At 51.2% G+C, this 12,721-nt stretch carries 12 protein-coding genes; 5 read left to right on the forward strand and 7 right to left on the reverse strand.

Annotated elements, in window-relative coordinates; genetic code table 11:
* Nucleotides 1-17 precede the first annotated feature (17 nt).
* The 4 genes from ACLJR2_RS01215 to dnaK form a co-directional block, all read right to left on the reverse strand.
* Nucleotides 18-362, reverse strand: coding sequence for a phage holin family protein (locus tag ACLJR2_RS01215; RefSeq protein WP_000026889.1), 345 nt, complete (start codon nucleotides 360-362; stop codon nucleotides 18-20).
* A gap of 126 nt (nucleotides 363-488) precedes the next feature.
* Nucleotides 489-1,436, reverse strand: a complete 948-nt coding sequence (locus tag ACLJR2_RS01220) for a LysR family transcriptional regulator (protein WP_000534911.1) — start codon at nucleotides 1,434-1,436, stop codon at nucleotides 489-491.
* Between the two features lie 280 nt (nucleotides 1,437-1,716).
* A complete protein-coding gene (gene dnaJ, locus ACLJR2_RS01225; RefSeq protein ID WP_001119009.1) occupies nucleotides 1,717-2,856 on the reverse strand; it encodes a molecular chaperone DnaJ in 1,140 nt (379 codons plus the stop codon).
* An 85-nt stretch (nucleotides 2,857-2,941) separates the two neighbouring features.
* Complete coding sequence (dnaK, locus tag ACLJR2_RS01230; RefSeq protein ID WP_000516126.1) at nucleotides 2,942-4,858, reverse strand: molecular chaperone DnaK; 1,917 nt, start codon at nucleotides 4,856-4,858, stop codon at nucleotides 2,942-2,944.
* Nucleotides 4,859-5,206: 348 nt separating this feature from the next.
* Here dnaK and ACLJR2_RS01235 point away from each other — a divergent pair, with 348 nt between their 5' ends.
* The 3 genes from ACLJR2_RS01235 (at nucleotide 5,207) to satP (ending at nucleotide 7,076) form a co-directional block, all read left to right on the forward strand.
* Nucleotides 5,207-5,611, forward strand: coding sequence for a DUF2541 family protein (locus ACLJR2_RS01235; protein WP_001258085.1), 405 nt, complete (start codon nucleotides 5,207-5,209; stop codon nucleotides 5,609-5,611).
* A 35-nt stretch (nucleotides 5,612-5,646) separates the two neighbouring features.
* Nucleotides 5,647-6,360, forward strand: a complete 714-nt coding sequence (msyB, locus tag ACLJR2_RS01240; RefSeq protein WP_001103477.1) for an acidic protein MsyB — start codon at nucleotides 5,647-5,649, stop codon at nucleotides 6,358-6,360.
* 149 nt (nucleotides 6,361-6,509) lie between these two features.
* Entirely contained in the window at nucleotides 6,510-7,076 is a 567-nt protein-coding gene (gene satP / locus ACLJR2_RS01245) for an acetate uptake transporter (protein ID WP_000528525.1), read from the forward strand.
* A 56-nt stretch (nucleotides 7,077-7,132) separates the two neighbouring features.
* Here the strand turns inward: satP and mog are convergent, their stop codons facing one another.
* On the reverse strand, nucleotides 7,133-7,723 hold the full coding sequence (gene mog, locus ACLJR2_RS01250; protein WP_000380373.1) for a molybdopterin adenylyltransferase: 591 nt from the start codon (nucleotides 7,721-7,723) through the stop codon (nucleotides 7,133-7,135).
* Nucleotides 7,724-7,833: 110 nt separating this feature from the next.
* On the reverse strand, nucleotides 7,834-8,787 hold the full coding sequence (gene tal / locus ACLJR2_RS01255) for a transaldolase (RefSeq protein ID WP_000130175.1): 954 nt from the start codon (nucleotides 8,785-8,787) through the stop codon (nucleotides 7,834-7,836).
* Nucleotides 8,788-9,055: 268 nt separating this feature from the next.
* On the opposite strand from tal, the gene ACLJR2_RS01260 reads away from it, so the two are divergent.
* Nucleotides 9,056-10,486: an alanine/glycine:cation symporter family protein gene (locus ACLJR2_RS01260; RefSeq protein WP_001113798.1), complete on the forward strand. Its 1,431-nt coding sequence runs from the start codon at nucleotides 9,056-9,058 to the stop codon at nucleotides 10,484-10,486.
* Nucleotides 10,487-10,564: 78 nt separating this feature from the next.
* The gene (gene yaaA, locus ACLJR2_RS01265) at nucleotides 10,565-11,338 is read left to right on the forward strand and encodes a peroxide stress protein YaaA (RefSeq protein ID WP_000906175.1); all 774 of its coding nucleotides are present in this window, start codon (nucleotides 10,565-10,567) and stop codon (nucleotides 11,336-11,338) included.
* Nucleotides 11,339-11,431: 93 nt separating this feature from the next.
* On the opposite strand, the gene thrC is transcribed toward yaaA, so the two are convergent.
* A complete protein-coding gene (gene thrC, locus ACLJR2_RS01270; RefSeq protein ID WP_000781105.1) occupies nucleotides 11,432-12,718 on the reverse strand; it encodes a threonine synthase in 1,287 nt (428 codons plus the stop codon).
* Between the last annotated feature and the right edge of the window lie 3 nt (nucleotides 12,719-12,721).

A 12,721-nucleotide genomic window follows, 5' to 3' on the forward strand; every position in this document is an offset into this window, starting at 1 on the left:
GATACTGCGAATGATAATTAATCTGAATTATTTCCTTCGATAATTTTTTTAATCCGCCGCCCAAGAATTTTTAAGATCGGACTCGCGAAAACACCGCCTAAGCCTGCCGCCAACAGAACAATGTTGAAACTGCATTCTTTTTCGATTGCAATCGCGCTTAACAAGAAACTGGTGAAGCAGGAAATCACGATCTGCGTTAAGCAATATTTAATACTTTCATGAGAACTATTATATTCTGTCTTATCTTTGCGTAAAAGATAGCTGACAAAGCCTCCCCACGCGCCAATCGAAATAATAGTGAGTAAGATCTCTAGCTCCAATAGCACAACTTCCGTTGTCGACACATGGTTGGGAATAGACATTTTAACACTCCGAAATCATTATAAATGAATAATTAACACAAGGAGTGTAAGCGCCCTGTCAGAAGGGTAAAAATCAAAGCACATCATTTAAAACCATATTAAATCAAAGCGTAAAAATGAGGTGTATTAGCGACGGAAGGAGGAAAGCGTTTGTAACATACTTACCATCTCATTAATCGTCGATATATTTCTACTATTTTTATTCCAGGATGCATAGACCTGAACTGACTTCAAAGCCAGTTCGGGCGGAGGCTGAATAAACTTAATGTCATATTTACGATGATTTTTATAAAAAAGCGCTAATTTCAAAGGCATCAATGCAATCAATGAGGTTCGTTCGATCATGCTCATCAAACCGTTAAGCGAATCACTACGATAGCCGACAATACGCCTGCCAGTATAGTAAAGCTCATCCTTAAATAACTCGCTATCATGATATATCACTGAAGCCCCCATCCCCGGCTGATATAACGCATGACGCGAAGAATAAAAATGATGTAGCGACAGTTGTGAGAGGGTACTCAGCATGTGTTTACTGCTACAGATACAAACAAATGATTTAAAACTATCAATAATTTGATTCTCTATGCCGGACTCCAGCAAAGGTTCGGCACTAATCAACAGATCGCCTTGCGCAGTAAACAGAAGTTCGCTGATATGCTCCCGACTCATATTTCTGACAGTGAAATGATTTATCAAAATACGGTCAAATATATCGCTGTTATAGAGCTGAGAAAGATAATAGCTTTCAACAATATCACTGCCTAATAACGTTATCTGGAACGCTTCATCTTTTTTGCTATTACAGAGAAATGTGTCATCCACCAGTTTCATCACCTGACTGAAATTTTGGTGAATGTCGACAGCCTTAGCTGTGGGGATGAGCCCGCCTTTCCCTCTGCTAAACAGTTCTTCCGGGTAATAACTCTGCAGGCGCTTTAACGCCAGAGAAACGGCAGCCGGTGTAATGCCTAACTTTTTTGCCGCCATAGCCGCATTTCCTGACAAAATAACAGCGTCAAGAATTTTGATTAAATTATAATCAAAGCTCTTGTTGGCACCTTTCGATCCCATTCGCTGTCTGCCTCCGGAAACTAAAAAAAGCAATATAGATAATACTCAAGATAAATCAATTCACAGCATCTAAAAAAGCAATCATTAATGTCATCACATCACGTTTTTTTAAAGAATAAGCGTATACAAAACTGCTGATTAACATCAATTTGTTTATCAGTAAAAACAAAATATCAACAAATGAGAGGATACGATGCGTTTAACAGAAGCCTGGGCGCGTACAGGCAGAAAAAAGCCCGGATATACACCCGGGCTGAAGAAAAATACAACGGGAAAAAGATTAGCGAGTCAAATCGTCAAAGAATTTTTTCACGCCGTCAAAGAAGCTTTTTGAACGCGGGCTGTTTTTCTCTCCCGTCGGGCCGCCAAAACTTTCCTGAAGATCTTTTAGCAATTGCTTCTGTTTTTCGCTCAGACCGACCGGCGTTTCAACCACCACACGGCACAGCAAATCGCCCTGCGCGCCACCGCGTACGGACTTCACGCCTTTGCCGCGCATACGGAACAGCTTGCCCGTTTGTGTTTCGCTCGGTACTTTCAGCATCACGCGACCATCTAACGTCGGCACTTCAATTTCACCGCCCAGCGCCGCCATCGCAAAGTTGATCGGCACTTCGCAATAAAGATTATTGCCTTCACGCTCGAAAATAGGGTGTTGTTTCACCTGGACCTGAACGTACAAGTCGCCTGCCGGTGCGCCATGCTCGCCCGCTTCGCCCTCGCCTGCCAGACGAATACGATCGCCGGTATCCACGCCCGCCGGGATTTTAACGGACAGAGTTTTACTCTTTTCAACACGCCCATGACCGTGACATTTATGGCACGGATCTTTGATCAGCGTACCGCGTCCCTGACAGTGTGGGCAGGTCTGCTGTACAGCAAAGAATCCCTGGCGCATCTGTACCTGACCAGAACCATGACAGGTCGGACAGGTTTGCGGTTGCGTGCCAGCTTTCGCGCCGCTGCCGTGGCAAACGTCGCACTCCTCCAGCGTCGGAATACGGATCTCTTTGGTCACGCCACGCACCGCTTCTTCCAGGGTGAGATCCATGTTATAACGCAAATCAGCCCCACGCGCCGCACGTTGGCGACCACGCCCGCCGCCAAAGATATCGCCAAAAACGTCACCAAAGATATCACTGAAATCAGCGCCGCCATTAAAGCCGCCGCCAAATCCGCCGCCCATACCGCCTTGTTCAAACGCGGCGTGACCATACTGATCGTAGGCTGCGCGTTTTTGCGCATCGGTCAGCACTTCATAGGCTTCTTTAATCTCTTTAAATTTAGCTTCGGCCTCTTTATCACCCTGATTGCGGTCCGGATGATATTTCATGGCCAGGCGCTTATACGCCTTTTTGATTTCACGCTCTTCCGCTGTTTTGGAAACGCCTAAAATCTCGTAGTAATCTCTTTTCGCCATCTCTTTTTATCTGCCCTTAACATGCATGCACGGGCGGAGAGGAAACCTCTTCGCCCGTGCCAGTAATTACCCGTTCAAAGGGCGATTATTTTTTATCTTTTACTTCTTCAAACTCAGCGTCGACAACGTCGTCATCTTTCGCGTTGTTTGCAGAAGCGTCAGCGGAGCCAGCCTGCTGCTGCGCATGTTGCTGCTGAGCGATTTCCATCAGTTTCTGGGAAACCTGCGCCAGTTCCTGCATTTTCGCTTCGATAGCGGCTTTATCTTCGCCTTTCAGGGCAGTTTCCAGCGCGCTCAGCGCAGACTCGATAGCGGTTTTGTCATCAGCCGGCAGTTTATCGCCTGCTTCTTCGACCTGCTTACGGGTGCTGTGCAGCAGATGGTCGCCCTGGTTACGGGTCTGAACCAGCTCTTCAAACTTACGGTCGGATTCAGCGTTCGCTTCTGCATCGCGAACCATTTTCTGAATTTCTTCCTCGTTCAGACCAGAAGACGCCTTGATGGTGATCTTCTGCTCTTTACCGCTATTTTTGTCTTTCGCGGAGACGTGCAGGATACCGTCAGCATCGATATCGAAGGTGACTTCGATCTGCGGCATACCGCGCGGCGCCGGGTTGATGCCATCCAGGTTGAACTGACCCAGAGATTTGTTATCAGACGCACGTTTACGCTCACCCTGCAGCACATGGATGGTTACCGCAGACTGGTTGTCTTCCGCAGTAGAGAACACCTGGCTGTGCTTGGTCGGGATGGTGGTGTTTTTGGTGATAAGCGGAGTCATCACGCCACCCATCGTTTCGATACCCAGAGACAGCGGGGTAACGTCCAGCAGCAGTACGTCTTTCACATCACCGGTCAATACGCCGCCCTGTACCGCTGCGCCGATAGCCACAGCTTCGTCCGGGTTAACGTCTTTACGCGGCTCTTTACCAAAGAACTCAGCCACTTTTTTCTGCACCATTGGCATACGGGTCTGACCGCCAACGAGGATCACGTCGTTGATATCAGACACGGACAGGCCAGCGTCCTGCAGTGCGACTTTCAGCGGCTCGATAGAACGGTTCACCAGATCTTCAACCAGGCTTTCCAGTTTCGCACGAGTCACTTTGATGTTCATGTGTTTCGGACCGGTGGCATCTGCGGTAATGTACGGCAGGTTCACGTCGGTCTGCTGCGCAGAAGACAGCTCGATTTTGGCTTTTTCTGCGGCTTCTTTCAGGCGCTGCATTGCCAGCGGATCGTTACGCAGGTCAATGCCCTGATCTTTCTTAAACTCGTCAACGAGGTAGTTGATCAGGCGGGTATCGAAGTCTTCACCACCCAGGTGGGTATCACCGTTGGTTGCCAGAACTTCAAAGGTTTTTTCGCCATCAACTTCGTCGATTTCGATAATAGAGATATCGAAAGTACCACCACCGAGGTCGTAAACCGCGATAGTACGGTTGCCGACTTCTTTATCCAGACCGTAAGCCAGCGCTGCGGCAGTCGGTTCGTTGATGATACGTTTAACTTCCAGCCCCGCGATACGACCAGCGTCTTTGGTAGCCTGACGCTGCGCATCGTTAAAGTAAGCCGGTACGGTGATAACCGCTTCAGTTACCGGTTCGCCCAGATAATCTTCAGCCGTTTTCTTCATTTTCTTCAGCACTTCGGCAGAAATCTGCGGCGGCGCCATTTTCTGACCTTTCACATCAAGCCATGCGTCGCCGTTGTCGGCGCCGATGATTTTGTACGGCATGATAGAAACGTCACGTTGAACTTCTTCGTCCTGGAAGCGGCGGCCAATCAGGCGTTTAATCGCAAACAGGGTGTTTTGCGGGTTTGTCACTGCCTGACGTTTAGCCGGCTGACCAACCAGAGTTTCACCATCCTGGGTATAAGCAATGATAGAAGGCGTAGTGCGATCGCCCTCGGCGTTCTCCAGCACGCGTGCCTGCGTTCCATCCATAATCGCTACACAAGAGTTGGTAGTACCCAGGTCGATACCAATAATTTTACCCATCTAAACGTCTCCACTAAAAATTCGGTCATCATGTGGTTGTGAATCTGTAATAAGGGCGAAACGTGCGGTTTCAACTACCCTGAATCGTTTTTTTTCAGACTCACCACTGCGGTTGACTACAAGATGGGGTCGTAACCCACGTCATCAAGGGGGAGATGAAAAAATTTTTTAGTGACGAGAGGGCGCGATGGAAAACCAGACAGATAAACATTCATGAAGTAAATTAAATAACGAATACCATTCACAGAAAAATTGTAATAAAAAGAAAAGATTACAAAACTGAATCGTTGTCATGAGCAGAGTATGATAGACGGTAATTGCTTATTGAACCCGTCAAAGAGAAATTCCATGCGATCTGTGTTAACGATTTCCGCCGGCCTGCTTTTCGGCCTGGCGTTAAGTAGCGTCGCGCACGCGAACGACCATAAAATACTGGGTGTTATTGCCATGCCCAGAAATGAAACGAACGATCTCACGCTGAAAATTCCCGTCTGCCGCATCGTGAAGCGCATTCAACTCACGGCGGATCACGGCGACATCGAACTTAGCGGCGCATCCGTCTATTTTAAAACTGCGCGTAGCGCCAGCCAAAGCCTGAACGTCCCTTCCTCAATCAAAGAGGGCCAGACGACAGGCTGGATCAATATTAATAGCGATAACGACAACAAACGCTGCGTATCAAAGATTACCTTCTCAGGCCATACGGTAAATTCTTCCGATATGGCGAGACTTAAAATCATTGGCGACGATTAATCGCTGTTATTTCTATTCCAAAAGCCAGACTGAAAATGAACGTCACTTATTTACACGACGAGGATTTAGACTTTCTTCAGCATTGTAGCGAAGAACAACTCGCCGATTTCGCCCGTTTGCTGACGCATAACGAAAAGGGCAAGGCTCGCTTGTCAAGCGTCCTTAGTCATAACGAGCTGTTCAAAGCGATGGAAGGTCACCCGGAGCAACACCGCCGTAACTGGCAGCTCATTGCCGGCGAGTTTCAGCATTACGGCGGCGACAGTATCGCCAACAAATTGCGCGGGCACGGAAAACAGTACCGCGCGATTCTGCTGGATGTCGCAAAACGGCTAAAACTCAAAGCAGATAAAAGCATGTCGACGTTTGAAATAGAACAGCAACTGCTGGAGCATTTTTTACGTCATACCTGGCAGAAGATGGACGCGGCGCATAAGCAGGAATTTCTGCAAGCCGTAGACGCCAAAGTTTCTGAACTGGAAGAACTGCTGCCGCTGCTCATGAAAGATCGCAGTCTGGCAAAAGGGGTCTCTCACCTGCTTTCCACCCAGCTTACCCGCATTTTGCGTACCCATGCCGCAATGAGCATCCTGGGCCACGGATTGCTGCGCGGCGCAGGTCTTGGCGGCCCGGTCGGCGCGGCGTTAAACGGCGTCAAAGCGATGAGCGGCAGCGCGTATCGCGTGACTATTCCGGCAGTGTTGCAAATAGCCTGCCTGCGACGAATGATGGCAGCCGTTCAGGCGTGAATGCCCTCACAGGGGGAAATATTTTCTTTTCCCCCTTATTAGATCATAGACAGTCCTCTTCCCCCTGATTATTATGCCGCGCCCCGAATACGGAACTCGTTATTCTGGGAAACTATTTCACCATTCAATTATGATGATTTTGAGGAATTATGGGCAACACTAAGTTGGCTAATCCGGCACCGCTGGGCCTGATGGGCTTCGGCATGACCACCATTCTGCTTAACCTGCACAATGCCGGTTTTTTCGCCCTGGACGGTATTATTCTGGCGATGGGGATTTTCTACGGCGGTATCGCGCAAATTTTTGCCGGTCTGCTGGAGTATAAAAAAGGCAATACCTTTGGTTTAACGGCCTTTACCTCTTACGGTTCGTTCTGGCTGACGCTGGTCGCTATCCTGCTGATGCCGAAAATGGGCCTGACGGATGCGCCTGACGCTCAGCTACTCGGCGCTTATTTAGGTCTGTGGGGCGTGTTCACGCTGTTTATGTTCTTCGGTACGCTGAAAGCCGCCCGCGCGCTGCAATTTGTTTTCCTGAGCCTGACCGTACTGTTCGCTCTGCTGGCGGTCGGCAATATCACCGGTAACGAAGCCATTATCCATATCGCAGGCTGGGTTGGTCTGGTTTGCGGCGCCAGCGCTATTTATCTGGCGATGGGTGAAGTGCTAAACGAGCAATTTGGCCGCACTATTCTGCCAATCGGCGAGGCGCACTAAATCTCTTTTATTCCTCCCGCACCGGGAGGAATAACCCTACTATCAGTATTTTCCGGTCAGGACGACATATTCTCACGTCTGGCGCTCTTCGGACGGAAAGCGGCAACCACTTCCGGCGCGGTTTCGACATACGGCCCGTCAAGCAGCTGTATACAATACGGCACGCTCGCAAAAATGCCCGGCACGCTAACGCTGCCATCGTCCGCTTTTACGCCTTCCAGCGTTTCTTTGATCGATTTTGGCTGTCCAGGCAGATTAAGAATTAACGCCTGTTTACGGATAACGCCCACCTGGCGGGAAAGAATGGCGGTCGGCACAAAGCGCAGGCTGATCTGGCGCATCTGTTCGCCAAAACCTGGCATTTCACGGTCGGCGATGGCAAGGGTCGCGTCCGGCGTGACGTCGCGACGCGCCGGACCGGTACCGCCAGTGGTCAGCACCAGATGACAGCTCATCTCATCAACCAGTTCACACAACGTTTGCTCGATAATTTCCTGTTCATCAGGAATTAAGCGCCGCTGGACCTCGAAAGGCGTGGTCAGCGCAGAAGCGAGCCACTCCTCAAGCGCAGGAATGCCTTTATCCTGGTAAACGCCGCTTGAAGCGCGGTCGGAGATAGAAACTAAGCCAATACGTAAGGTATCCATGATTATTCCGTTTAAACAGTCTCGTTAAACAGAATGATACACTGCGAAGGGAAGGACAGACAGGTTTCAGAAGAGGTAGCGTGACCCATATCAGGGCCACGCGTTAATGATTACAGCAGATCGCCGATCATTTTTTCCAGTTTTTCCTGGTCTACCGCAAACTTACGGATACCATCCGCCAGTTTGTCAACCGCCATGGGGTCCTGGTGATGCTGCCACAGGAACTCGGCTTCGGTAATGCGTTCCGGGCGCGCTTTGACTTCGCCGGAGAAAGAGAGCTTACGCTCAATCGCCCCTTCGCTTTCCGCCAGTTCTTTCAGCAATGCCGGTGCGATAGTCAGACGGTCGCAGCCCGCCAGCTCCAGAATTTCGCCTACGTTACGGAAGCTTGCGCCCATAACGACGGTTTCGTAACCATGCTGTTTGTAGTACTCGTAGATTTCCGTTACGGAAACCACGCCCGGATCTTCAGCTGGCGCATAGTCTTTCTTGTCGGTATTGGCTTTATACCAGTCAAGAATACGACCTACGAACGGCGAGATCAGGTAGACGCCCGCTTCGGCGCACGCACGCGCCTGCGCGAAGGAGAACAGCAGCGTCAGGTTACAGTTGATGCCTTCTTTTTCCAGCTGTTCGGCTGCACGAATGCCCTGCCAGGTGGACGCCAGCTTGATCAGGATACGATCGTTGCTGATACCCGCATCATTGTAGAGTTTAATGATACGTTTTGCTTTGGCGATAGACGCTTCAGTGTCATAAGACAGACGCGCGTCAACTTCGGTAGAAATACGCCCCGGCACCAGCTTCAGGATTTCCAGGCCAATATTCACCGCCAGCTTATCGGTCGCGTCAACAACCTGCTGCGCGCGGTCGCTGCTCTGCTGTTTCGCCCAGGCGACAGCATCGTCAATCAGCTTACGATATTCCGGGATTTGCGCTGCGTTAAGAATGAGAGAAGGGTTAGTTGTAGCATCCTGCGGCTGGTACAGCTTCATTGCCGCGATATCTCCGGTATCAGCCACTACGGTGGTGAACTGACGAAGGGAGGTCAATTTGTCCGTCATGATAGAGTTTCTCTTTAAACAGCTTGTTAGGGGATGTAACCGGTCTACCCTGATGATAACACGACGCACTCACAGCGCAACCGCCTACATGCACCTGGCTGCCCTTGTGCACTGTTTGCGTATCTGCCGACGGTTGATGCGCAATTAAAGGATACCGCCGTATTTATGGTAAACTGCCGTTAATATTAGTCTGACAAGGTCATCTACATCATGGGTCACGCTTATACAGGATCATCAAAGCGTGACGGCATCAACAAGAGGGACGTTAATGCCTGAGTTTTTCAGTTTTATTAACGAAATACTCTGGGGCTCGGTAATGATTTACCTGCTGCTCGGCGCAGGATGTTGGTTTACCTGGCGTAGCGGATTCATTCAATTTCGTTATATTCGCCAATTTAGCCGCAGTCTGAAAGGCAGCTTTAGCCCGCAGCCAGGCGGCCTGACGTCATTTCAGGCGCTGTGTACCAGCCTCGCGGCGCGGATTGGCAGCGGTAATCTGGCCGGCGTGGCGCTGGCTATCGCCGCAGGCGGTCCCGGCGCGGTATTCTGGATGTGGGTCTCGGCCATCATTGGCATGGCGACCTCCTTCGCCGAGTGTTCGCTTGCCCAGCTTTATAAAGAACGTGACCCGACAGGCCAGTTCCGCGGCGGCCCGGCGTGGTATATGGCGCGCGGGCTGGGAATGCGCTGGATGGGCGTGGTTTTCGCCCTCTTTCTGCTCGTCGCCTACGGGTTGATTTTTAATAGCGTGCAGGCGAATGCCGTCTCACGCGCGCTCCATTTCGCCTTCAACATTCCGCCGCTTATCTCCGGCATTGCTCTGGCGTTCTGTGCCCTGTTAATTATCATCCGCGGCATAAAAGGCGTCGCCCGCCTGATGCAATGGCTGATTCCCCTCATCGCGTTATTGTGGGTCGCTGGCAGCGTATTCATTTGCCTCTGGCATATTGAGCAAATGCCTGGCGTTATCGCCTCGATAGTCAAAAGCGCATTTGGCTGGCAGGAAGCCGCGGCAGGCGCAGCCGGATATACGCTCACCCAGGCTATTACCAGCGGTTTTCAGCGTGGGATGTTCTCTAATGAAGCGGGAATGGGGTCAACGCCTAATGCGGCCGCAGCGGCAACGTCGTATCCCCCTCACCCTGTCGCGCAGGGGATTGTGCAAATGATTGGCGTATTCAGCGACACCATTATCATCTGTACAGCCAGCGCGATGATTATCCTGCTGGCGGGGAATCACGCGTCCCACTCGTCAACAGAAGGCATTCAGCTTCTCCAACATGCAATGGTTTCGTTGACCGGTGAATGGGGTGCCAGCTTTGTCGCGCTTATCGTCATTCTGTTCGCGTTCAGTTCTATCGTCGCCAACTATATTTACGCCGAGAACAATCTATTTTTTCTGCGGTTACATAACGCAAAGGCCATCTGGCTATTACGCCTTGCGACGCTTGGCATGGTTATCGCCGGTACGCTTATCAGTTTTCCGCTGATATGGCAGCTCGCTGACATGATCATGGCCTGTATGGCCATTACCAATCTGACGGCGATTTTGTTGCTCTCACCGGTGGTGTATACCCTCGCCGGCGATTATCTGCGACAACGGAAACTGGGCGTAAGACCGCAGTTCGATCCGCGGCGCTTCCCGGATATCGAACCACAACTGGCGCCAGATACCTGGGATGCGGCATCGCGCGATTAAGCCGACAATCACAACCATCGGTCAACTCTGCGGCGTTTTTTTGCTAAAGTCGCAGAAAATTCCCTGCAAGGACTGGATATGCTGATTCTGATTTCACCTGCAAAAACGCTTGATTATCAAAGCCCGCTGGCCACGACCCGCTATACCCAGCCGGAGCTGTTGGATCACAGCCAGCAGCTTATTCAACAGGCCCGCCAGCTTTCGGCGCCGCAAATTTCCAGGCTGATGGGAATTAGCGACAAACTGGCGGATCTCAACGCCACGCGTTTTCATGACTGGCAGCCTCATTTTACGCCGGATAATGCACGCCAGGCGATTCTGGCGTTCAAAGGCGATGTTTATACCGGTCTACAGGCGGAAACGTTCAACGACGCGGACTTTGATTTTGCTCAACAGCATCTGCGTATGCTCTCTGGCTTGTATGGCGTATTGCGCCCGCTGGATTTAATGCAGCCTTATCGTCTGGAGATGGGGATTCGCCTGGAGAATCCGCGCGGCAAAGATCTTTATCAATTCTGGGGCGATATCATTACCGATAAGCTCAACGAAGCGCTTGAGGCGCAGGGCGATCGGGTGGTAGTGAATCTGGCCTCCGAGGAATATTTTAAATCGGTGAAGCCGAAGAAACTGAATGCCGAACTGATTAAGCCCGTGTTCCTTGATGAGAAAAACGGCAAGTTTAAGGTGGTAAGCTTCTACGCCAAAAAAGCGCGCGGACTGATGAGCCGTTTTATTATTGAAAACCGCTTAACGAAGCCGGAACAGCTTACCGCGTTTGACCGTGAAGGGTATTTCTTTGATGAAGAAACCTCCACACAAGACGAGCTGGTCTTTAAACGCTACGAGCAGTAACGGCATCGCCGGATGGCGGTTACGCCTTATCCGGCCTACAAATCGACACCACCCCATAGGCCCGGTAAGCGACAGCGCCACCGGGCGCAATGGTTACTGGCGGGTCATCATCAGCTTACGCAGGGCGGCAAAATCCGCAGGCAGATGATGTGAAAGCAGCGGCAGATCGGCGCGTTCGGCGAGCGCTTCAGGCAAGGCCAGCGTTTCTCCCAGAATGGACTCCACGCTTTCTTTAAACTTCGCCGGATGCGCCGTTCCGAGAAACAAGCCATACTCGCCAGGGTTTAACTGGTCGCGTAATGCCCGATACGCTACCGCCGCATGAGGTTCCGAGATATAACCTTTCGCTTTCAGCTCGCGCATCGTCTGTTGTGTCGTAGTGTCATCCACCGCCGCATAGCCCAGCTCAGTCAGGCGCCAGATTTTACGGCGGAATAGCTCCTCCACGCGCGGCCAGTTATTCGGCTGGCTGACATCCATCGCATTCGACAGGGTCGCCTGCGTCGCTTTCGGCGCCCACTTCCCGTCATGCAGAAAACGCGGCACCGTGTCGTTGACGTTGGTGGCGGCGATAAAACGTTTCACCGGTAGGCCTAACGACTTCGCCAGCAGTCCTGCCGTCAAATCGCCAAAGTTGCCGCTGGGTACGGAGATTACCAGTTGGTTACGCGCCCCCTGCGGCAGTTGCGCCACGGCTTCAAAGTAGTAGCAAATTTGCGCCAACAGGCGGCTGATATTAATTGAATTAGCCGAATTCAGCCCCAGCGCCGTTTTCAGTTCTTCGTCATCAAATGCCTGTTTCACCAGCGCCTGGCAAGCGTCGAAATCGCCGTCGATCGCTACGGTTTCAATGTTGCCGCCCAGCGTACAGAACAGTTTTTCCTGCAACGGACTGATCTTACCGCGCGGGTAGAGAATGACGACCCGCACATTTTCCAGGCCATAGAACGCGTGAGCCACCGCCGCGCCGGTATCACCTGACGTTGCGGTCAGAATCGTCACCGGTTTGTCGCCGCTGATATGCGTCAGCATTTGCGCCATAAAACGTCCGCCGAAGTCTTTAAAGGCCAGCGTCGGACCATGGAACAGCTCCAGGCAGCCGACATCGCTTTCTACCTGCGCTACCGGCGCCGGGAACGCAAACGCCGCGCGGACGCGCTCTTCCAGAATTTGCTGCGGTATTTCATCGCCAATAAATGCCGAGAGGATCTTTGCGCTACGGCTGACAAAGTCCTGGTTGAGCATCTCATCAATTTCCGTCAGGCTAAACTCCGGCAGATCGTGCGGAAAAAAAAGTCCCTGCTGTTTGCCCAGTCCTTGCGTGACGGCCTGCGCAAAGCTGACCTGCTCATTATGGTCTTTCAGATTATAGAGTTTCATTGA

The sequence above is a fragment of the Salmonella sp. SAL03688 genome (genome assembly GCF_046551895.1).
Taxonomy (GTDB): domain Bacteria; phylum Pseudomonadota; class Gammaproteobacteria; order Enterobacterales; family Enterobacteriaceae; genus Salmonella; species Salmonella enterica.